Annotated in this window: 21 protein-coding genes; 8 read left to right on the top strand and 13 right to left on the bottom strand. The window is 41.3% G+C overall.

Annotation, left to right across the window (positions count from 1 at the left end):
- Positions 1-61: 61 nt before the first annotated feature.
- Both prfB and ASE55_RS12730 read left to right on the top strand, forming a co-directional pair.
- Positions 62-1,174: a peptide chain release factor 2 gene (gene prfB / locus ASE55_RS12735; protein WP_056220209.1), complete on the top strand. Its 1,113-nt coding sequence runs from the start codon at positions 62-64 to the stop codon at positions 1,172-1,174.
- A gap of 85 nt (positions 1,175-1,259) precedes the next feature.
- Positions 1,260-1,967, top strand: a complete 708-nt coding sequence (locus ASE55_RS12730; protein ID WP_056220206.1) for a DedA family protein — start codon at positions 1,260-1,262, stop codon at positions 1,965-1,967.
- A gap of 159 nt (positions 1,968-2,126) precedes the next feature.
- Here the strand turns inward: ASE55_RS12730 and ASE55_RS12725 are convergent, their stop codons facing one another.
- Positions 2,127-2,996 (bottom strand): alpha/beta hydrolase, encoded by an 870-nt coding sequence (locus tag ASE55_RS12725; RefSeq protein ID WP_056220203.1) that lies wholly within the window; start codon positions 2,994-2,996, stop codon positions 2,127-2,129.
- A gap of 252 nt (positions 2,997-3,248) precedes the next feature.
- Positions 3,249-3,374: a hypothetical protein gene (locus ASE55_RS20765; protein ID WP_262483819.1), complete on the bottom strand. Its 126-nt coding sequence runs from the start codon at positions 3,372-3,374 to the stop codon at positions 3,249-3,251.
- Between the two features lie 375 nt (positions 3,375-3,749).
- Here ASE55_RS20765 and ASE55_RS12720 point away from each other — a divergent pair, with 375 nt between their 5' ends.
- A complete protein-coding gene (locus ASE55_RS12720) occupies positions 3,750-4,646 on the top strand; it encodes a DUF808 domain-containing protein (protein WP_056220199.1) in 897 nt (298 codons plus the stop codon).
- 162 nt (positions 4,647-4,808) lie between these two features.
- On the opposite strand, the gene ASE55_RS12715 is transcribed toward ASE55_RS12720, so the two are convergent.
- From ASE55_RS12715 to proS, 8 genes are all read right to left on the bottom strand, one after another.
- The gene (locus ASE55_RS12715) at positions 4,809-5,501 is read right to left on the bottom strand and encodes a hypothetical protein (RefSeq protein WP_056220196.1); all 693 of its coding nucleotides are present in this window, start codon (positions 5,499-5,501) and stop codon (positions 4,809-4,811) included.
- An 83-nt stretch (positions 5,502-5,584) separates the two neighbouring features.
- Positions 5,585-5,809: a hypothetical protein gene (locus ASE55_RS12710; RefSeq protein ID WP_128414565.1), complete on the bottom strand. Its 225-nt coding sequence runs from the start codon at positions 5,807-5,809 to the stop codon at positions 5,585-5,587.
- Positions 5,810-5,823: 14 nt separating this feature from the next.
- The gene (locus tag ASE55_RS12705; RefSeq protein ID WP_056220191.1) at positions 5,824-6,036 is read right to left on the bottom strand and encodes a hypothetical protein; all 213 of its coding nucleotides are present in this window, start codon (positions 6,034-6,036) and stop codon (positions 5,824-5,826) included.
- A gap of 76 nt (positions 6,037-6,112) precedes the next feature.
- On the bottom strand, positions 6,113-7,237 hold the full coding sequence (gene dnaJ / locus ASE55_RS12700; protein WP_056220188.1) for a molecular chaperone DnaJ: 1,125 nt from the start codon (positions 7,235-7,237) through the stop codon (positions 6,113-6,115).
- 80 nt (positions 7,238-7,317) lie between these two features.
- Entirely contained in the window at positions 7,318-7,854 is a 537-nt protein-coding gene (locus tag ASE55_RS12695; RefSeq protein WP_056220186.1) for a nucleotide exchange factor GrpE, read from the bottom strand.
- A 292-nt stretch (positions 7,855-8,146) separates the two neighbouring features.
- Positions 8,147-9,481, bottom strand: a complete 1,335-nt coding sequence (locus ASE55_RS12690; RefSeq protein ID WP_056220184.1) for an Nramp family divalent metal transporter — start codon at positions 9,479-9,481, stop codon at positions 8,147-8,149.
- A gap of 110 nt (positions 9,482-9,591) precedes the next feature.
- Positions 9,592-10,890, bottom strand: a complete 1,299-nt coding sequence (locus ASE55_RS12685; protein WP_056220182.1) for an OmpA family protein — start codon at positions 10,888-10,890, stop codon at positions 9,592-9,594.
- Positions 10,891-11,016: 126 nt separating this feature from the next.
- Positions 11,017-12,492 (bottom strand): proline--tRNA ligase, encoded by a 1,476-nt coding sequence (proS, locus tag ASE55_RS12680; RefSeq protein WP_056220179.1) that lies wholly within the window; start codon positions 12,490-12,492, stop codon positions 11,017-11,019.
- Positions 12,493-12,636: 144 nt separating this feature from the next.
- Between proS and ASE55_RS20145 the strand changes: the two genes are divergently transcribed.
- Positions 12,637-13,719 carry a hypothetical protein gene (locus ASE55_RS20145; RefSeq protein ID WP_056220176.1) on the top strand — a complete coding sequence of 361 codons (1,083 nt, stop codon included), beginning with the start codon at positions 12,637-12,639 and terminating at the stop codon, positions 13,717-13,719.
- Between the two features lie 53 nt (positions 13,720-13,772).
- Complete coding sequence (locus tag ASE55_RS12670) at positions 13,773-15,155, top strand: OmpP1/FadL family transporter (protein ID WP_082474527.1); 1,383 nt, start codon at positions 13,773-13,775, stop codon at positions 15,153-15,155.
- Between the two features lie 80 nt (positions 15,156-15,235).
- On the opposite strand, the gene ASE55_RS12665 is transcribed toward ASE55_RS12670, so the two are convergent.
- On the bottom strand, positions 15,236-15,964 hold the full coding sequence (locus ASE55_RS12665) for a ZIP family metal transporter (protein WP_056220231.1): 729 nt from the start codon (positions 15,962-15,964) through the stop codon (positions 15,236-15,238).
- Entirely contained in the window at positions 15,964-16,689 is a 726-nt protein-coding gene (locus ASE55_RS12660) for a class I SAM-dependent methyltransferase (RefSeq protein WP_056220169.1), read from the bottom strand. The genes ASE55_RS12665 and ASE55_RS12660 overlap by 1 nt, the downstream gene beginning before the upstream one ends.
- Positions 16,690-16,824: 135 nt before the next feature.
- Here ASE55_RS12660 and ASE55_RS12655 point away from each other — a divergent pair, with 135 nt between their 5' ends.
- The 3 genes from ASE55_RS12655 to ASE55_RS12645 all read left to right on the top strand — a co-directional run bounded on the left by ASE55_RS12655 (position 16,825) and on the right by ASE55_RS12645 (position 19,596).
- A complete protein-coding gene (locus ASE55_RS12655) occupies positions 16,825-17,988 on the top strand; it encodes a class I SAM-dependent RNA methyltransferase (RefSeq protein ID WP_056220166.1) in 1,164 nt (387 codons plus the stop codon).
- Positions 17,989-18,047: 59 nt separating this feature from the next.
- The gene (locus ASE55_RS12650; protein WP_056220163.1) at positions 18,048-18,446 is read left to right on the top strand and encodes a hypothetical protein; all 399 of its coding nucleotides are present in this window, start codon (positions 18,048-18,050) and stop codon (positions 18,444-18,446) included.
- Between the two features lie 145 nt (positions 18,447-18,591).
- The gene (locus tag ASE55_RS12645) at positions 18,592-19,596 is read left to right on the top strand and encodes a glycosyltransferase (protein ID WP_056220228.1); all 1,005 of its coding nucleotides are present in this window, start codon (positions 18,592-18,594) and stop codon (positions 19,594-19,596) included.
- A 33-nt stretch (positions 19,597-19,629) separates the two neighbouring features.
- Here the strand turns inward: ASE55_RS12645 and ASE55_RS12640 are convergent, their stop codons facing one another.
- Positions 19,630-20,856: an aminotransferase class I/II-fold pyridoxal phosphate-dependent enzyme gene (locus tag ASE55_RS12640; RefSeq protein WP_056220160.1), complete on the bottom strand. Its 1,227-nt coding sequence runs from the start codon at positions 20,854-20,856 to the stop codon at positions 19,630-19,632.
- Positions 20,857-20,966: the final 110 nt, after the last annotated feature.

Raw genomic sequence — 20,966 nt, 5'->3', positions numbered from 1 at the left:
CCGGGTCCGCAAGAAAGAATATTGGAATAAAATTTTCTTATTTTTGTAAAAATAAACATTCGTGATTAACAACGACCATATAAAAGAAGTTCAATCCAGAATTGATGACCTGCATAAATATCTTCAGATTGAAAAAAAGAAGATAGAAATTGCCAATGACGATGAAAAAACTGCCGCACCGGAATTTTGGGACAATCCTAAAACCGCGGAGGTATTTCTGAAGCAGCTCCGTTCAAAGAAAAAATGGGTGGAAGCCTATGACGAAATCAAAACCCAGTTTGAAGACCTACAGGTTCTGGTGGAATTTGCCAGAGAAGACCCGGATTCCGAAAAAGAGCTGGACGAAAATTTCCCGAAGCTCGTGGAGAAGATTGAAGACCTGGAATTTAAAAATATGCTTTCCAATGAAGGCGACGAACTTTCTGCCGTTCTTCAGATCACAGCCGGAGCGGGAGGCACGGAAAGTTGCGACTGGGCTTCCATGCTGATGAGGATGTACACCATGTGGGCAGAAAAGCAGGGCTATAAAATCCGTGAACTGAACTTCCAGGAAGGGGATGTGGCCGGGGTGAAAACCGTAACCCTTGAAATTGAAGGCGAGTTTGCCTTCGGATACCTGAGAGGGGAAAACGGGGTACACAGGCTGGTAAGGATCTCGCCTTTCGATTCCAATGCCAAGCGCCATACGAGCTTTGTTTCGGTGTACGTATATCCGCTGGTGGATGATACAATTGAAATCAACATCAATCCGGCTGATATTTCATTTGAAACCATGAGGTCTTCCGGAGCAGGAGGGCAGAATGTAAACAAGGTGGAAACGGCCGTGCGTCTACGCCACGCTCCGACAGGGATTATCATCGAAAACTCAGAATCGCGTTCCCAGCTTCAGAATAAAGAAAAAGCCATGCAGTTGCTCCGTTCCAGATTATATGAAATGGAACTGGAAGAGCGCCTGAAAGCCCGTAATGAAATTGAAGCCAGCAAGATGAAAATAGAGTGGGGAAGCCAGATCAGAAACTACGTTATGCACCCTTACAAACTGGTAAAAGATGTCCGGTCCGGATTTGAGACTTCGGATGTTGATTCTGTGATGAACGGAAATCTTACGCCATTCCTCAAAGCGTTTCTGATGGCTGACGGGACGGCGGTTTCCGATGATGACATGGAGTTATAAAAGCCATATTTAAATTTAGTTAAAATCTTATAATAAATTTCCTTTTGATCTTTATTAAGCTTATTTTTGTTGCTTATCAAAGTGTATGGAAGATTTCAATAACTGGAAAGATTTATTAAACCCGGAATTTTATATAAACAACGGTGGTTTTTGGTTGATTTTATTTATTGTTTTTGCTGAAACCGGCCTGTTTATAGGGTTCTTTCTTCCTGGAGACTCTTTGCTTTTCGTATCGGGGATTTATGCGGTTAAAATTATTGCCGAGACTTTCGGGTCTACAGGCAGCGATTTTTTAGATACCACGATCCTGGCTTCATGTGTGTCCGTTGCTGCAATCATCGGTAATGAAGTAGGCTATTATTTCGGACGTAAAGCCGGCCCCGCCCTTTACAGAAAGAGAGATACCATGCTGTTCAAGAAAAAGTACCTGTACCAGGCGCATGATTTCTTTGAGAAAAACGGTGCATTGGCCATTATCATGGCAAGGTTTTTACCGGTAGTGAGAACGTTCACGCCCATTGTTGCAGGGATTGTAAGGATGGATAAAAAAGAGTTTCTCAGAGACAATGTCATCGGCGGGGTGCTGTGGTCGTTTTTACTGATCTTTGCGGGACATTACCTGGATAAACTGTTCATGGACCAGTTTCAGATTGACCTCAAAAAGAAACTGGAATTAATTATCATCGTGATCGTTTTGATAACCACGGTGCCGGTAATCATCAAGTTCCTGTTCGGGAAAAAGGAAGACTTTTCCAAGTATGAAAACCACAATTTCGACGAGGATAACAAATAAGAATTACTACATAACAATACAGATAACCTGCTTTCAGAAGCGGGTTATTTTTTTGATAATAGACATACGACTTCAAATAATAAACATATCTTTTCTTCGTCAGAATGAAACAGGCCTGAAAAACCAGCCTCTAACATCTAATTTCTGATTTCTAACCTCTCAACGTATAATCCACTCTAAAATATTGGGATAAATAATGCTGTCCCGTTTCTTTTTACTGAAAAACCTAGGTACATGCCCGGTTCTCTTCATATAGATAAATCTGTGGGGAATGTTTTGTGCAGTCAATACCGAATCCAAAGCCAATCCCTGTTTCCGGTTTACGAGAAAATCGGTGGTGCCCTGGAAAAATAAGGTCGGGACCGGGGAAACATTGTAAATCGGACTTGCTTTTCTGAATTCTTCAGACAGATCCTGACGGTGAAATTTTTCGCCGATCATTTTCTGGATCGTAGGAGAAGAATATTTGGAATAAAAAGAACTCAGGTAGTCCGGGGAATAAAAATCAGTCGGGCCGCTCAACGAAATAATTTTTTTAATCTGATCCGGATGCTGGTATCCGTATAACAAAGCCAGGTGCCCGCCGGAACTTTCTCCCAGAATAATATAATTGTCAGGCTGCAGCTCAGCTTTCCCGGCCAGTTCATTGAATTTCGCAATCACAGACTGGATATCTTCCAGCTGCTGCCTGTAGGTGATTTTTTTTGATTTTGAAACCAGCCTGTAATTCATATTAATGCTCGGGATGTTATTTTTGAAAAGCATTTTCTGAACCTGGATCATGTGTTCTTTCTTTCCCAGCGTCCAGGCACCGCCATGGACAATCAAGACGACCGGAGCATCTTTGGCATAATCAGACGGAAGAAAAACGTCCATCTTCTGTTTTTTATGGTCGCCGTATGTTAAGTTGTAAATTTTCTGTTCATTATCGGTTCCCACCCAGACCCGGAATCTGGTATTGCATGAATTGAGGACAAAGCCAATTAAGCCTAAAACAAAAAAATGGTATTTGAGAATCAGCTTTTTCATAGAATAAAGGTATCGAAAATTGAGCTTACAATTAAATTTCACCAGATGATTTTTAGCATCATTCTTCGTTCAGGAAAGCAGTCTGAATTCATTGGAAATGAAGCCCGGGATGACTGAATTATCTTAAAACAGCCATCGTAATCCCATTGGCCCTCCGCCGTTATCCGGTTTTTTTACAACTTCCATGGTGGTCAGGTCAATCACCGAAACATAATTGGGAGTACAGGACATAAAAGCCTAATTTTTCCGGTTTTAAATTTTAAGATCAATAACATTAATTTCATGAGCCGTTCTGTTTACCATATTGGCAATAGATGCTGCCGAGCCGTCACCGAAAGTCACCATTTCATGTCGATCTTCACTAACAGGGATTAGCAATAACTTCTAATGAATTGTAATCTGAAACAACCATTGTTTTGTTGGTTTTTGATAAACCCAAAATATCGGGTCTGTGAGAAAGAAGAACAGGACATCAGTAACAGAAACAGGATAAAAATTCTCATGAGATTTATTTAGGTCTCTTTTTTGATAACAAAGAATATTGAATGTTAAATAGATACTTTGATTGTGATCGTTTCACAGAACAGTATTTCATTGTCATTGAGATCAATTCATCAGTGAAAGAAATTCTGAACTCATATTTAACCGGGAACTTATTTTGATTTCTCTTAAAACCTGATATAATCATACAATAAGTCGAATTAAATAATTATTTTTGCCTTTAACAACTATTAAAAAAAATATTAAAAACGTATGGCATCTGGTTTTTTTGCAATTTTGGATGATATCGCTGCTTTGATGGACGATGTAGCGGTTACCAGTAAGATAGCAACACAAAAAACAGCAGGAATCCTCGGTGATGACCTTGCAGTAAATGCTGAAAAAGCAACAGGTTTCCTCGCATCGAGAGAGATTCCGGTATTATGGGCCATTACAAAAGGTTCTTTTATTAACAAATTAATTATTCTGCCTGTTGTATTCCTGCTCAACTGGCTCTATGCTCCCGCCATTAATTATGTACTGATTCTGGGAGGCCTGTACCTGGCTTTCGAGGGAGTTGAAAAAATTATAGAATTCCTTTTTCACCGTGAAAAGGAAGGCCATGAAGTGGTGGAAGAAATTAAGGAAGAAGACAAAAACTCTGAAGAAGTAGAAAAAGCAAAGATCAAATCAGCGGTAACCACAGATTTTATCCTGTCAATTGAGATTGTAATTATTGCTCTGGGAACGGTGCTGGAAGAAAGCCATCCTTTCATTACCCAGATCTTAGTAACGAGCTTAGTGGCATTTATTGCTACCGTGGGAGTATACGGAATTGTTGCTCTGATTGTGAGAATGGATGATGCCGGATTTAAACTGATTAAAAAAAGCAATGATAAAGGGTTCTTCGGGCAACTGGGGCATTTACTGGTAAAGGCTTTACCGATTGTGATCAAAGCGTTGGGAGTAATCGGTACGATTGCTTTAATTATGGTGGCCGGCGGTATTTTTGCCCACAGAATAGATTATTTTCACCACTTTTTACCATCTTGGTCTTCCAGTGAAATTCTTACGATTTTAAAAGAAATCATTCTTGGACTTGCTGGAGGATTGCTTGCCGTTGCTCTTTTTACCATCGGAAAGAAAATCTACAGTTTGTTACGGGGATAATTAGTCAATTAATTCCTTTAGATTAAAATAACAGAGCTTATGAATGCATCCGGATAGTCCTGCATTCATAAGCTTTATTTTTTGTATAAAGTTGTAAAGAGAGATTTTACTGTTCCTGTCTTTATTAACTTATTGAACAGCTTTATGGTATTTTAAAATCTATCACTTGATGGATTCATCTATCGAAAGATTATTGAGATACGCCAATTTAACAGGTCTCGCATCCACAAACTCCGAATGGTTAAGACCAATATGTTCTTCAGTTTTTAATTTCTCATAAAAACTCAGGATTTTCTTTTTAAGACTGCTGTTTCTGATATAATTGTTGAAAAACAGTTCAGACGTTTCTTTATCAGAACAGCATAATAAAAAATCAATCGGGCCTAAAGAATCTTCAGTATAAGTATTGAATCTTGTCCCGTTATTTTTAAGAAATCCAATGGCATTTTCCTTAGAATTGAACAGATCAAATATAGGAAGTACATATTTTTTAATATGGTCTGCAATCTCATTCACTGACTTTTCAAAACTCAATCCGGCAACATTCCATTTTTTCCAGGTGTGATGAGGGGTAATATATCCGAGATGATTTCCGTAAATTAACCCGTTGCTGAACTCATTGCCGGTATGCTTAATCTGCCATTTCTTTAAAGCTTTGGAATAAACAGCCATATCCGGAATCATCATAATATGGGAAGAATGATTCATGGAGCTGCTCTGAAAAGTAATCTCAAAGAAAATGTCTTTATCTGATGCGCTTTTTTTAAGCCTCTGCCCGTTTTTGTACCTTTCAAAACCTTCAAGCTGATCTGCTACTGCATGGCAGGCATTTAAAAATATTTCTTTTGTATCCATTAATTCAGTCCGTATTCCGGTGTTTGGGCAAATATAAATTAATATTTATGGATACATAAAAGCCAATCCGGAAAAGTTATTACTTACAATACTCCGCAGAGATTTCTAACATTTTTATCAAACGCGTGAAATATGACCAGATAATTCAGCTGTTTTTCGGTAAGGTTGGTCTGTTTTGAGAATTTTGCATGGGCAGCATCAAAGGCGGCATCATATAATTTTATAAATTCAGACTGCATACCGGGCTCAGGATATTTTGCGTCTGCAACAGCGTAACAGGAATCATCAATTTCGACCTCTCGTTTCATGAAATCGCAGTAACTCAACGCCCTCTTATCAAGTGAATCCAAAGGACAGCCAGTTTTTCCCGATCATTCTCATATTTCAACTGCGGTAAAATTTCCTTACGGAACTGATCGTTCGGTAAAATGTATTTTTCTTTTTCAACAATATTTTTGTCAACTGGTGATGTTGTCTTTTCATTCTGACAGCAAATCAATGATAGCAGGAGAAATGCAGATGCGGTTTTCTTCATGGCTTGATTATTTCTGTCAAAGCTAAACCGAAAAACACTCCATAAAAAAGGATTCCCGTAAGAATCCTTTATATTTTTAATTGAATAAATCTTTCACTTTATCAAAGAATGTTTTTTCTTTTCCGGAAGGTTCTGCAACCATTTCTCCGCTGCTCATCTGCTTTTCGAAGAAGTCTTTCTGCTCTTTCGTAAGCTGCTGCGGGGTCCATACATTAATATGGATGAACATATCGCCTTTTCCGTAGCTGTCGATGCTTGGAAGCCCTTTCCCGGCCAGTCTTAAAATCTTTCCGGACTGTGTTCCCGGATCAATGGTGATTTTTACTTTTCCTCCTACCGTTGGTACTTCTTTTTTGGTACCCAATGCGGCTTCGGCAAATGATATGTACAGTTCCTGGTGAAGATTATCACCTTCTCTTTTGATGGTTCTGTCAATTTCCTCTTCAATAATCACCAACAGGTCTCCCGGAATGCCTCCGAAAGGCGCGTCATTTCCTTTCCCCCTTACATTAAGCTGGATGCCGTCTCTTGCCCCTGCAGGAATGTTGATTGAGATTTCCTCTTCATCTTTTATAAGACCCTGTGCATTGGCACCCGCCGGAATTTTATCTGCTACTTTACCGATTCCCTGGCAGGTTCCGCAGGTTGTCTGTGTCTGCATCTGCCCGAACATCGTATTCATCACCTTTAACTGGACTCCCGAACCGCCGCAGGTAGGACAGGTTTTTGAAGTGGCGCCTTCTGCCATCTTCATTTTTCTGACCTTAATGGTTTTCTGGGTTCCGTTTACCATTTCTTCAAGATTCAGCTTGATGCGGATTCTTAAATTAGAACCTTTCACCTGCTGACGGCCGCCACCGCCACCGCCAAATCCTCCGAAACCGCCGCCTCCGAAGATGTCGCCGAACTGACTGAAGATATCCTCCATATTCATTCCGCCACCGCCGAAACCGCCGCCACCGAAGCCGCCGTTTCCGCCAACCCCTGCATGGCCGAACTGGTCGTATCGTGCACGCTTCTGTTCGTCGCTCAGCACTTCATAAGCTTCTGCCGCTTCCTTGAACTTATCTTCCGCCTCCTTATCACCCGGATTCTTATCAGGGTGGAATTTAATGGCCATTTTACGGTATGCTTTCTTTATTTCGTCGGCCGATGCAGATTTGCTGATCTCAAGAACCTCGTAATAATCTCTTTTTGACATGTTGTTGTATGAGTAATTGGTAATGGGCGATCCGTAATATTCAGAAACTTTTTATTACGGATGATCCATTGCTTATGTTTTTAATTTCCTGTTACTACTTTAGCAAAACGGATTACTTTATCACCTAAGGTATACCCTGTTTCAATAACATCCACAATCTTACCTTTCAGATCTTCAGACGGCGCAGGGATCTGCGTAATGGCTTCATGGAAATCTACGTTAAAGCTGTCTCCGGCTCTTACTTCCATGATTTTTAAACCTTTCTCAGTCAGTTTGCTTTTGAATTTATTGTAGATCAGCTCAACCCCCTGTAGATCGGCAGGGTTTCCGTTTTTGGCAATTTCTTTCAGAGCCCTTTCAAAATCATCCAAAACCCCAAGCATAGAAACCATCATGTCCTGATTGGCATACTGGAAGAACTCCATCTTCTCTTTTGATGTTCTTTTCTTGTAGTTTTCAAATTCAGCGTATAGCCTGATGTAACGGTCTTTCTCTTCTGCCAAAAGTTCCTCCGCAGAAGGTTTTTCTGTCACTTTGTCCTCTGATATCGCTTCGTTCTGAATATTCGTTTCTTCCTGATTATTGATGCTTTCTTCGTTGATATCCTGGTTTTCCATAATTCAATATTTATTTTCCTTAGTATTCACAAACATTCTGCCAAATAAAAAATCAGGACATTTCGGCATAAAAGGGTACTGTAGGCCTATTTCATGAACACCAGACAGGAAAACTGATGATGAATCAACAGATAAATTAAGGAAATCAGGAGCTGTTTCGCGCTATCCACTCATACGCCTCGCGCAGATGCTTTTCCATCGCGTGCTGTGGGGTAACCGTTGCTATCACGGCTAGGGTAGCTGTCCTTTTAGTAGCTCTCAGGTACTTACGTACAGTTTCATATCTACTTAGTTATTCACCGAAAAACGTCTGGTACAGAAGATAGAGATTTAAAATAATAATGATTACGGAGATTACCCAGACAGAGATTTTAAGAAAAGGCTTGTTGACAAATTCGCCCATCTTGGCTTTGTCATTGGTAAACATCACCAAAGGAACAACTGCGAAACTCAGCTGCATCGACAGGATAACCTGGCTTAAAACCAAAAGTTCCGTCGTGCCCTGCTCACCGTACAATATCGCGACGATCAAAGCAGGAATTACGGCGATCAACCGGGTAATTAAACGCCTTAGCCACGGTTTCAGCCTAATGTTCAGGAATCCTTCCATTACAATTTGTCCGGCAAGCGTTCCTGTAAGCGTAGAATTCTGTCCCGAAGCCAGTAATGCAACGGCAAAAACAATACTTGCCATGGAAGCTCCCAGGATAGGAGTCAGCATCTTATAGGCATCATGAATGTCGGCAACATCCTTATTGCCCGAAATATGGAAAGTGGCCGCCGCTAGAATTAAAATGGCACCGTTAATGAAAAAGGCCAGCATAAGGGAAACCGTACTGTCCAGTGTCGCGAATTTTATCGCTTCTTTTTTTCCTTCCCGGTCACGCGTATAATCCCTCGTCTGAACGATACTGCTGTGAAGATACAGGTTGTGGGGCATAACTGTAGCCCCCAGGATCCCGATTGCAATATAAAGCATGGCTGGGTTTTGGATGATCTCTGTTTTAGGAACCAGCCCTCCAAGCAGTTCATTAATTGCCGGTTTTGAAATAACCAGCTCGTAAATAAAGCAGGCAAGGATAATGAAGATCAGTCCGCCGACAATACTTTCGATCCAGCGGAACCCTTTGGCCTGGAGCAGAAGGATAATCAGTACATCGACCGTCGTGATAACAATTCCCCAGGTAAGCGGAATCTGGAATAATAAATTAAGCGCAATGGCAGAACCGATCACTTCTGCGAGGTCGCAGGCGGCAATGGCAATCTCACAAAATACCCAAAGCATAAAATTAGTTTTCGGCCCGAAATGGTCCCGGCAGGCCTGCGCGAGGTCCCTTTCCGCAACAACACCCAGTTTTACGGATAAATGCTGCAGTACCATCGCAAAAATATTGGAAATTAAAATTACCGAAAGCAAGGTATACCCAAACTGTGCACCTCCGGCAATATCGGTTGCCCAGTTTCCGGGGTCCATATATCCTACCGCAACCATGAGGCCCGGACCTGCAAAGGCAAGGTACTTTCTCCAAAAGCTGCCGTTTTTAGGGATCTTTACCGAAGAATAAACTTCTGCAAGAGAATTTGAGGTTTTCTCTTTTCGCCAGGCACTTTTTAAATTCAGATTCATAATGTTAGGAATGACTAACAAATGTAGTTAAATAAATAAAAATCACAAAATTATAAAAGGGAATCCCGGAAAAATAAATATCTCCGGGATTCATGATATATGTTGAAAGGTTATTTTGCAAATCTTACCGCCATTCTTCTGTCGGTAGCTCTTTCTGCATCTGTAGCGGATACGTCCACGGTAGCAAACTCGCTTCCGTATCCGTCCGCATCTATTACCTGTGATCCCACACCCTGTTTATCTAACCATGATTTAATGAAATTCGCCCGGTCATCAGATAATTTCATATTCTGGGCTTCATCTCCTGTTTTATCCGTGTAACCTCCGATTTTAACCTTAACATCAGGATATGCTTTAAGGATAGCCACTAAATTCTGCAGCTGGCCTTCAGAACCGGCTTCCAGTTCATTGGCGCTTCCCATTTTAAAGTTTACGTGATCAAAGTTATACCAGGTTTTCAAAGCATCATCGCCCTGCGCATTTGTATAGCCGTCAGATTTCAGGAAAGTGATCATCTGGTCTTCCATTCCTCCGCGGTAGCCTTTCAGTGCGGTTCCGTTCAGATCAATATCTTCATCCGTTCTTGAGGCAACCACTGTTGCTCCTGTTGCATTTGCCGGAGTAACTACTGTCGCAGTATCGGTATTCACAGTCCCGGAATCTGTAGGAGTGGTGGTAATGGTGGTTTCTTTCTTTTCACACTGCTGCCAGATAAAATAAGCGGCTGCAATTAAAAGCAGAAGAGGAAGGAGCCATTTCCAGATAGAACCTCCGTCATCGGTTTTTCTGTCAGGGAAGGTTCCCTCAGGCGTTGTGCTTCTCGTTACCTCTACCTTAGGCTCTTCATGAGCCGGAATATTGATCTTATCACGGTCATTGTCGAATTTATACCGGGCATCCCAGTCGCCCATACTCAGGGAAGCAAAAGAAAGCCCTGCAGGCAGAAGTCCTGCCACAGTTCCCTGCTGTTCTTTCAGAAGGTTTGAAATTCCTGCCTTGTCCAGGTTATTGTCAGAAGCATATTTTCCCAAAGTTCCTACAGCAGCTGCCGTAACCACATTCAGTAAAGCACCTGAAGAATTGTTGCTGATGCCTGCATACGTTGCCACAGCACTGATCAGCCCGTTTAATTTATCTCCGAAAATAGAAGACACAATACCGGAAATATCAGAACTGTTGGTAGTTCCTCCCAGCAGATTTCCCAAAACTCCGTCTGAAGAAGAACGGGTAATGGCATCCAGAACACGCGGATTATCAGCATCGTTGGCCAGTCCTCCTACAACAGCCGGCAATAGCCCGCCAATTGCTTTGGAAATACCCGATTCGCTTTCTCCGAACTGTGCTGCAGCCTGAGATACCAGGGCGGGCCCCAGTTGTCCTTTAATTAAATCAATGATGTTTAAAGACATAATAAATTATTTTGAGATTAATGTTGTTTACATTGAATCAAAAACTTGTCCAATATCGTCTTTAAACAAAAAATCTTTAAAAACCACATGGGTTTTTAAAGATTTTTCAATAGTATTTATAAAGATTTAATATGCTTTCGCAAATAAAACCCTTCTTTGTGATGCTTTTCCGGAAATCATGGATGTACCCGGTTCGATGTCATCATCTAAAGGAATACATCGTATGGTAGCTTTGGTTTCTTCCTTGATCTGCTCTTCTTCTTCAGCGGTTCCGTCCCAGTGTGCATAGATAAAACCTCCTTTTTCCTCCAGTACTTTTTTGAATTCTTCATAGCTGTCAACTTTGGTAATGTTGTTTTTTCTGAAATCGGCAGCTTTGGTATAAAGATCTTTCTGGATGGTTTTCAACAGGTCTTCGATATAAGAATCAAGCCCTTCGATAGAACGTACTTCTTTTGTCAGGTTGTCCCTTCTTGCAATTTCCACAGATTTGTTTTCAAGATCCCTTGGTCCCATTGCAATTCTTAAAGGAACCCCTTTCAGTTCATATTCTGCAAATTTCCAGCCCGGTTTGTTATGGGTGTCATCATCAAACTTCACAGAAATGCCTTTCGCTTTCAGCTTAGCCTGGATATCCAGAGCCACTTCACTGATCTGTGCCAGCTGTTCTTCACCTTTGAAGATCGGTACAATTACCACCTGGATCGGAGCCAGGGTAGGAGGCAGCACCAGACCGAAGTCATCAGAATGCGTCATAATCAAAGCACCCATCAGACGTGTTGAAGTTCCCCACGAAGTTGCCCACGCATGTTCTATTTTCCCTTCCTTATTGGTGAACTTTACATCAAATGCCTTAGCGAAATTTTGTCCTAAAAAGTGCGAAGTCCCGGCCTGAAGAGCCTTCCCGTCCTGCATCAGAGCTTCAATACAATAGGTTTCATCAGCTCCGGCAAATCTTTCAGAAGGTGTTTTCAGCCCCTGGATTACAGGCATAGACATAAAGTTCTCTGCAAAATCAGCATATACCTTATTCATTTTTTCAGCTTCTTCAATAGCCTCGTCTTTTGTTGCGTGTGCCGTATGGCCTTCCTGCCATAAGAATTCTGCGGTCCTCAGGAATAAACGGGTTCTCATTTCCCAACGCACAACGTTGGCCCATTGGTTGATCAGTATCGGCAGGTCTCTGTAAGACTGAATCCAGTTTTTATAGGTATTCCAGATAATTGCTTCGGACGTAGGGCGTACAATCAGCTCCTCTTCCAGTTTGGCATCCGGGTCCACAATCAGTTTTGACGGGTTGTCAGGATCTGTTTTCAGCCTGTAATGCGTAACAACGGCACATTCTTTAGCAAAGCCTTCTGCATTTTTCTCCTCAGCCTCAAATAAGCTTTTGGGCACGAACAGCGGGAAATAAGCGTTTACGTGACCGGTCTCCTTGAATTTTTTATCCATTTCGTCACGCATTTTCTCCCAGATTGCATAGCCGTAAGGTTTGATTACCATGCATCCGCGTACACCTGAGTTTTCAGCTAAGTCGGCTTTTACCACCAACTCATTATACCACTTGCTGTAATCTTCGCTTCTTGAGGTTAATTTTGCCATTATCTTTTAAAATTTTTTTAACTTTTTACTATTATTGTTATCTAAAAATAAAAATCTATTTTTGATAGATTTTTTGTAACCTTGAATGGTACATTTTTGGTACAGACTGCAAATATAATTTAATTTAAAAATTTTTACGTTATCATGAAAAGAAATATACATAAAAATTTGCTGGGTATGCTGAAATCCAAAGGGATTCTGGCTATCTCCGGTGGATTGCTGCTAGTATCCTGCGGCGCTCAGATGGGCGGCTACAGCGAGACAGACGGCGTTTACTACGACCCGAATAAAGACACACTTCCGGAAGGGGTGATCATCAATGAAAGAGGCAACCGAGTAGGGGATGATTACAATTACTATCAGGATGATACAAATGTTGTACAGAACGCAGAAATGAATTCCAGGGAAGGAAGATATGAAGACTGGAACAATTATAACTGGAACTCTACTGCAACGGACTCCGATTGGGGAAATTTTGCAGGAAGCCAGACGAATTATTATGACAGCTCATGGGGATCTCCGTGGGGAATGTATGGCGGCTACAGCCCTTGGGGCTGGGGCGGCGGCTGGGGTCTCGGACTTTCATGGGGCTGGGGCGGCTCCTGGGGTTGGGGCAGCGGCTGGAACATGGGTTGGGGATACTCACCTTATTGGGGTAGCTATAACCCATACTGGGGCGGCTTTTACGGTTATGGATATCCATACGGCGGCTGGGGTTACGGCGGCGGATACTGGGGTGGCAACTACAACTCTATCTACAGAAGAAGTGCATCCGGCGGAAGAGGATTTAATTCATACAACGGAAGCTTTGCCAACAAATACGGGGTAGCTTCAGGAAGCGGTTTCAGAAGAAGCAATACCAATACAGGCGGTTTCAGAAACGGTAATACAACAAACGGCGGATTCCGAAACGGGACCAACGGCGGATTCAGAGGATCTAACGGAGGCTTCAGACAGGGAACAACCAATGGTGGTTTCAGAAATCAGGGAGGATTCCGTAACCAGACCCAGACAAGACCCAACTATAACAATCAATCCCAACCGAGAAGAAGCGACAGCGGATTCAGAAATGACAACAGCGGCGGATTCAGAAATAACGGAAGCTTTAATAATTCCAACAGCGGTGGCGGCTTCAGATCCGGTGGCGGAGGCTTTGGCGGCGGAAGCGGCGGCGGTGGATTCAGATCCGGCGGCGGTGGAGGCGGCGGCTTCAGAGGTGGCAGATAATTAGAAATTAATAACTATTCAAAAAAATAATGTTAAAAAAAACTTTAGCAATAATGAGTATTTCTGCCGCATTTTTTGCGCAGGCTCAGGATGTTTCTGTGATAAGGAATACGGTAGATGTATATTCAGCTTCTCCAAACATAGGTTCTGCCAAGTTTAATGCGATGGCAGGATCTAACGGAGCATTGGGAGGTGATGCCAATGCCCTGTTAACCAACCCTGCAGGATTGGGGGTTGCAATTTCCGGGGAGATCTCGGGAACTTTGTCTCTTATGGGCAATAAAAATACATCTTCATATGCAGGATCTTCTTATTCATACAATATCAATAAAGGAGATATCGGGAATATCGGTGCGGTAATGACGTTTCAGCTGATGAGTGAAAGCGCCTGGAAGTTTATCAATGTCGGGGTCAATTACTCTAACCAGTCTATTGAAAATTATATTGAGACTCCGGGGAACAGCAATCTGGTTTATGATTTTGCTGATGGCGGAAGTTCTTCACTCGGAAGGCATGCTTATGACAGGTATGGATATTTATCAAAAACAAGCTTTGGTGTAGGAGCGAATTATAACAATAACTTATACATCGGTGCAGGGTTAAATTTCCTTAACTCTTCAATGGATCAGTCGGATACAACCATTTTCAATGATTTATCTTCAGGTAATTCAGAATACTTCAGCAAGCAGAATACGCCTTTCTATGAAAAAGGGAATGGTTTTTCCGCTTCATTAGGGGTAATCGGGAAGCTGAACCCGAACTTCAGGATCGGTGCGGCATTGGAAACACCTACGTTCTGGACGATCGACAGGAGCTACAATTTTTATAATGATGCTATTTATGGTGATGATTACGGGATTGAGAACAGAAAACTGACTTCACCGTTAAAAGCAACCGTAAGTGCTGCGTTTATTGCAAATAAAAGTTTCTCCTTGAATGTTGATTATACTTTAGGTTTAACCAAGCCGAAATATAAGGTATACGGAGCAGCGGAAACTGATTTGAATGATTTCTTTAGAGAAGATGCTAAAAATCTGTCGGAATTAAAACTGGGTGCAGAATACAGGATAAAACAGTTCAGGCTGAGAGGAGGTTATTCTTACGCCTCAAGTCCTTTCGATGCGCTTTCTGTAAACTCTTTCAACAATGACGGAAGCTTATCTGATAATCCAAGTTCTTACAGCAATCTTATTCTTAATGACAGGAATATGTTGTCATTTGGTATCGGATATGATTTCAGATCATTCTATATTGATGCAGCATATCAGAACATGACTTCAAAATACAGCAACCCTTTCTTGAGAGGATTGGTTAACAGCGATTTTGAAGACGGATATTATTCTCCTAACCGTCTGATCGCAAGCGAAGGCTATGCCGTTTCAGATGTGAAGAATATCAGGAATAATTTCTTTCTTACATTCGGGTGGAAATTTTAATTTCAGACACTCAGTAAGTTTACAAATAGAAAGCTCCGGAATTTTCCGGAGCTTTTTTACGTTTTAAACTGATGATATTATTAATGTTGATGCCCCACTGCTGAATGATTATGAAACAGATGGAGGATTAAAGCCAAAGAAACCCCAAGGATAACCAATCCTATTTTTACCCAGTCGATATTATGGTTCTTGTTGCTTTCAAAAATGATCACAGAAGAAATGTGCAGGAAAATTCCGCCAACAATGGCAAGGAAATAAGGCTGCAGATCCGGGTTGAAATAATTCCCCAGAAGCATTCCCATCGGTGAAGCCAGTGCGAATAAGACCACAATCAGCAATGAAGGATAAGAGGATCCGGATTTGGATTCACCCTTTCTGTTGAATAAAAAGGCACCTAAAATAAATGAAATCGGGAGATTGTGGAATACAATACCCAGAAGATATGGTGAAAACTCATGCGCTTCATTCGCCAGAGGAATTCCCTCAATAAAAGCATGCACGAAAAGCCCGACCATTAAAGCAACGGGAAGGATATTATGTTCACTGTGATGATGGACATGGCCATGCTCGAAACCTTTTGTCAGAGCTTCCAGGACCATCTGCAGCAATACACCGGCAATAACAAAGATACCCAGGCTGCTGCCCGCCTCAGCGGTATAAACCTGTGGAAATACTTCATTTAAACAGATGGTAATCAGGAATCCTGCACTGAGGATCAGTAAATTTTTTGCGAGCTTTTCTTTTTTTCCGAAATGTTTTCCGAGAAATACGCCGGCAATGACACTTGCAATCAGTAAAAGTACAGTTATCATTTTTTCTTAAATAAATTAATACAACGGGGGGAAGTTTCTTTTTTAAACTCATTCAGCTGGTAATCGCCCCAGATTTTCATTCTTTCAAATCCACAGTCTGCTGCATAGGAATTGATGGTTTCCAAGGTATGAAGCTTTACCTTTTCAAAGAAATGATGGGATTTTCCGTCGGCTTCAAAGTAAATATCCTTTACAATATGCCTGCCTTCTATTTTTTTGCAGATTTTAAATTCAATTCCGCCTCTTTCAATAAAAGATTCCGGAATGATATTTTTTCTTACATATTCCTCATTAAGATAATCCAGGACAAAGAATCCTCCGGGCTTCAAGACGTTGTATACCGACTGGAATACTTTTTTATCGTCATCTGCATGATCAAAATACCCGAAACTGGTAAAAAGATTGAAAACCGCATCCACAGGATCTGCCTCAATCGGGTTTCTCATGTCGTGGACATCAAATTTAAGTGTCTGGTTTTCAAATTGCCTGTCAAATTCTATGCTCTGCCTGGAAAGGTCCAGACCTAATACATTGTATCCTGATTGATTGAGAAAAACAGAGTGCCTTCCTTTTCCACAGGCCAGATCAATAATTCTGGAATCCGGCGGAAGCTGCAGGTCTGCAGTGAGTTTTGTGATGAAGCTTTCTGCTTCCGTATAGTCTCTGTTGCTGTAAAGCAGATGATAATAAGGGGTATCAAACCAAGATTCAAACCATTCCATAATGCAAAAATAACTAAATTTGTGCGGTAAAAGGAAAAAGTATTTAACATTGGAAGATTGAAACATTCAATTAAATGAAAAACAGAATACCTAATCTTTTAATTTTTAAATATTTATATCTTTGCATACATACTTATGAATACAGAAAACTTACAGATTCAGATAAAGACATTTTTCGGCCTTGAGCAGATTTTGGCAGAAGAAATAAAAAAATTAGGCGGACGCAACGTAGAAATGAAGAACCGTGCGGTTAATTGCGAGGGCGATCTCGGCTTTTTATATAAAATTAATTATTCTTCACGGCTTGCCCTGAAAATCTTAATTCCGGTTATGGAATTTAAAGCATTCAACCAGCACCAGTTTTACGACAAGCTTTTTAAAGTGGAATGGGAGCAGTTTATGGATGTTGAGCAGTCTTTTGCGATTGATTCTACGGTGAATTCCGAGACTTTCAAGCATTCGCAGTTTGTTACGCTTAAAATGAAGGATGCCATTGTAGATTATTTCCAGGAAAAGTTTAAAAGACGCCCTAACGTAGAACCTAAAAGCCCGGATATTAAATTTCACCTGCATATCGACAGGGAACTGGTGACGATCTCTCTGGATTCTTCCGGTGATGCGCTGTTTAAAAGAGGCTACAGGAAAGAGCAGGGCGAAGCACCGATTAATGAAGTGTTGGCAAGCGGAATGCTTCATCTGGCAGGCTGGGACGGAAAAGGGAATTTCCTGGATCCGATGTGCGGTTCGGGGACACTTCTGATTGAAGCGGCCATGATTGCGCTGGATCTTCCGGCACAGATTTTCAGGAAAAGATTTGCTTTCCAGAACTGGAAAAATTACGATGCTGAACTGTTTACGAAAATCAAGGAAGTAAGAATCGGCAGGATTAAAGAATTTGCCGGTAAAATTGTAGGGTATGATATTGATGCCAGAATGCTGAATGCCGCAAGAACCAACATTGAAGCAGCCGAAATGGAAGATGTGATTGAGCTGAAAAAACAGGATTTCTTTGAATCCAAAAAAGAGCTTTTCCCTTTGCTGATGGTTTTCAATCCGCCTTATGACGAAAGAATCTCTATCAATGACGATGATTTTTATAAAAAGATAGGAGACACGTTTAAAACCCATTACCCGAATACACTGGCTTGGCTCATTTCTTCTGACCTGGAAGCCGTGAAAAAAATCGGTCTCCGCCCGTCAAGAAAAATCAAGCTGTTCAACGGAAAGCTGGAAACGAGGTTTTTACAGTATGAGATGTATGAAGGGACCAAGAAAGTACATAAACTGGAGAATCAGTAATGAATCAATAACAGCCTTCCTTTAACGGAAGGTTTTTATTTTGATCCAAAATTAAAATTATGTCCTGGAATTTTTTTGAGATTTTTGAATCGGTTGCTGATGTCCTGAGTTTTGTCGGCAGTTTCTCATCAGACGTAAGCGATGATAAAAAAGTTAAAATCAAAAAGAAATCGAAATATTTTACTGAAAAATTAAGTTCAGTATTGCTTCTGGTTTCTGCCGTATTGCTGTTTTTTGTTTTTAAAAACCCGTTGCCTCCTGAAAATTATGCTCAGACGCTTACCGTCACTTCTTTAATCGGACTCGCAATTTCACTGGTATTGTTCTTTATTTTATATACCCTGGAAAAATATTATTTTAAAAGTGTTTTTCAATGGCTGCTGTTCAGTGGTTCGGCGGTTTTATTTTTTATTTCCGTTGTTTTGTGTGTTTATTTTAAATCGGGAATATTTGTCTGATTATCAATTTCCCGAACGTGGGACCATCAATAAGTAACTCCTGTAATTAAATGGATGTACTATTTTGTTGCGCTTTCCGTTCAATTAATACAAAACATGTTTGCGCAATCCTCCGCGAATAATTAATTTTGAAAAATTTTCAGATTTGAATCCTACCATCTCCATTATCGTTGCTATATTTAACCGTAAAGACGAACTTTTTGAACTCCTGAATTCACTTACGGCCCAGACAGACAAAGAGTTTGAAATCCTTATAGTAGATGACGGTTCGCTGATTGATTTAAAACCGACCATCCGGAACTTTGAAGAAGTATTGGAGATCCAATATTTCAGGAAAGATAATTCCGGGCCGGGGCTGTCGAGGAATTACGGAGCCAGAAGGGCAAAGAACGAATGGCTGGTTTTTGTAGACAGTGATGTAATTGTAGAAACAGATTATATCGGAAATATCAGGAAAGACATCCTTCAGATTCCATGCGATGCTTTCGGCGGAGCAGATAAGGCCCATAAAGGGTTTAACCTGATGCAGAAGGCGATTTCCTATTCCATGACTTCGGTATTTACCACAGGCGGAATCCGTGGTAATAAAAAGGCAGTATCAAAATTTCAGCCGCGGAGTTTCAACATGGGTGTGAAGAAAGAAGTCTTTAATGCAGTAGGCGGCTTTTTGGAAATGAGGATCGGAGAAGATCCGGACCTGTCCATGACCCTTTGGGAAAACGGCTATACCACTGCTTTTTTTGATGATATTGCCGTCTATCATAAACGGAGGGTAGATTTCGGGAAGTTTTCAAAACAGATCTACCAGTTCGGCTGCGCAAGGCCGATCCTTAACCAAAGGCATCCCGAATATGTAAAAATTTCATTTGCTTTTCCCACGCTGTTTTTACTAGGCTATCTTATGGGCTTTCTGGAGTATTTTATCATGGGGAGAGGGCTGATCCTTGCTTTTTACGGACTGTATACTTTCATGGTGCTGTTTCATGCTTTATGGGTTACCAAGAACGTCAGTATTGCAGGGATGGCTGTTATTTCCACCTATATCCAGATGTTTTCTTACGGGTACGGTTTCTTGAAATCCTGGATTTTACTGAATGTCTTCAGAATGAAACCTGAAGAAGCTTTCCCGACCCATTTCCATAAAAAATAAAAAGCTGTTGAATTTACAACAGCTCCTGAATAATCACGATATAGAGATGGTCTCATGGTTGAGAATGCCTGTTTTCAGCATGCATTCTTTCATCTTTTCGTAGGTTCGCCGGATATCATGGTCCAGGCCGATGGAAAACCGGATCAGCCCGTCTGAAATTCCCATCGCGGCGCGTTCTTCTTCAGGGATCTCAGAAGAGGTAGAACTTCCCGAACAGGAGAACAGTGTTTTATAAAAGCCCAGGCTTACCGCAAGATAACCCAGGTTTTCCTGCTGCATCAGCTCCATCAGCTCATTGGCTTTATCCGTAGTCCCGGCATCTAAAGTCAGCAGTCCGCCAAAGCCATATTCTTCATGCATCATGCTTTTCATCAGCTCATGGTTTTTGTGGGAAGATAATCCGGGATAAGAAACTTTTAAGCCGTCATTTTCAAATCTCTCTGCCAGATACATCGCATTATGGCTGTGCTGTTTCATCCTGATGTGAAGCGTTCTCAGGTTCTTCAGAATGCTTGAAGAACGGAGGCTGTCCATGGTAGGGCCTAAGAGCATACAGGCTCCGGTATTTACATTTTTGGTGTCGTTGATGAATTCCTGGGTTCCGCAGTATACGCCGCCGACGGTATCGCTGCTTCCGTTAATGAATTTGGTTAGGGAATGGATTACAATATCTGCTCCCAGCAACGCCGGCGAAATGGATAACGGTGAAAAAGTATTGTCTATAATCAGTTTGATGTTATGCTTTTTACACAGGGCAGACAGGGTTCTCAGGTCGGCTACTTCAAGAAGCGGATTGCTCACGCTTTCGCAGTAGATCACTTTGGTATTGGGCTGTATCGCTTTTTCTACCGATTCAAAATTATTGATATCCAAAAAAGTGGTATTGATCTGAAAAGACGGAAGGAAGTTCTTCATAAAAGCATAGGTTCCGCCGTAGATGGTTCTGCTGGAAATGATGTGGTCTCCGCTTTTGCAGACCTGCATCAGCACAGAAGTAATGGCACCCATTCCCGATGCGGTAACATTTGCCGCTTCTGTATTTTCTAATTTTGCCAAAGCTTCGGAAAGGTACAGGTTCATGGGTGATGAGTGTCTTGAATACAGATAACATCCTTCCGCATTGCCTTCAAAGGTATCAAACATGGTTTTTGCAGAAAGGAACGTATACGTGGAACTGTCTGAAATGGAAGGGTTCACCCCGCCGAATTCACCGAAGTACTGTAAATCCTGAATTTCATTGGCTGCATTAAATTCTCTCATAAGCTTTAGATTTTTACGGGGTAAATTTCAATGAACTGCTTATTCTTTACAACACAAATCGTAATTATAGGAATATAAATCTATTATATTTTAATTTAGTAGAAAAAAAG

The organism is Chryseobacterium sp. Leaf201, assembly GCF_001421435.1.
Classification (GTDB): Bacteria; Bacteroidota; Bacteroidia; order Flavobacteriales; family Weeksellaceae; genus Chryseobacterium.
The sequence above is the reverse complement of the archived record's forward strand: the minus strand, read 5'-3'. Positions and strand labels throughout refer to the sequence as shown.

Excerpts from the sequence above, each read along its gene's own strand:
- ASE55_RS12725 (WP_056220203.1), bottom strand. The coding sequence starts at position 2,996 with ATGAAAAAGCTGATTCTCAAATACCATTTTTTTGTTTTAGGCTTAATT.
- dnaJ (WP_056220188.1), bottom strand. The coding sequence starts at position 7,237 with ATGTCAAAAAGAGATTATTACGAGGTTCTTGAGATCAGCAAATCTGCA.
- ASE55_RS12720 (WP_056220199.1), top strand. The coding sequence starts at position 3,750 with ATGGCATCTGGTTTTTTTGCAATTTTGGATGATATCGCTGCTTTGATG.
- proS (WP_056220179.1), bottom strand. The coding sequence starts at position 12,492 with ATGGCAAAATTAACCTCAAGAAGCGAAGATTACAGCAAGTGGTATAAT.
- ASE55_RS12655 (WP_056220166.1), top strand. The coding sequence starts at position 16,825 with ATGAATACAGAAAACTTACAGATTCAGATAAAGACATTTTTCGGCCTT.
- ASE55_RS20145 (WP_056220176.1), top strand. The coding sequence starts at position 12,637 with ATGAAAAGAAATATACATAAAAATTTGCTGGGTATGCTGAAATCCAAA.
- ASE55_RS12730 (WP_056220206.1), top strand. The coding sequence starts at position 1,260 with ATGGAAGATTTCAATAACTGGAAAGATTTATTAAACCCGGAATTTTAT.
- ASE55_RS12715 (WP_056220196.1), bottom strand. The coding sequence starts at position 5,501 with ATGGATACAAAAGAAATATTTTTAAATGCCTGCCATGCAGTAGCAGAT.
- ASE55_RS12660 (WP_056220169.1), bottom strand. The coding sequence starts at position 16,689 with ATGGAATGGTTTGAATCTTGGTTTGATACCCCTTATTATCATCTGCTT.
- ASE55_RS12705 (WP_056220191.1), bottom strand. The coding sequence starts at position 6,036 with ATGAAGAAAACCGCATCTGCATTTCTCCTGCTATCATTGATTTGCTGT.
- ASE55_RS12640 (WP_056220160.1), bottom strand. The coding sequence starts at position 20,856 with ATGAGAGAATTTAATGCAGCCAATGAAATTCAGGATTTACAGTACTTC.
- ASE55_RS12685 (WP_056220182.1), bottom strand. The coding sequence starts at position 10,890 with ATGTCTTTAAACATCATTGATTTAATTAAAGGACAACTGGGGCCCGCC.
- ASE55_RS12650 (WP_056220163.1), top strand. The coding sequence starts at position 18,048 with ATGTCCTGGAATTTTTTTGAGATTTTTGAATCGGTTGCTGATGTCCTG.
- ASE55_RS12710 (WP_128414565.1), bottom strand. The coding sequence starts at position 5,809 with ATGAAACGAGAGGTCGAAATTGATGATTCCTGTTACGCTGTTGCAGAC.
- ASE55_RS12690 (WP_056220184.1), bottom strand. The coding sequence starts at position 9,481 with ATGAATCTGAATTTAAAAAGTGCCTGGCGAAAAGAGAAAACCTCAAAT.
- ASE55_RS12670 (WP_082474527.1), top strand. The coding sequence starts at position 13,773 with ATGAGTATTTCTGCCGCATTTTTTGCGCAGGCTCAGGATGTTTCTGTG.
- ASE55_RS12695 (WP_056220186.1), bottom strand. The coding sequence starts at position 7,854 with ATGGAAAACCAGGATATCAACGAAGAAAGCATCAATAATCAGGAAGAA.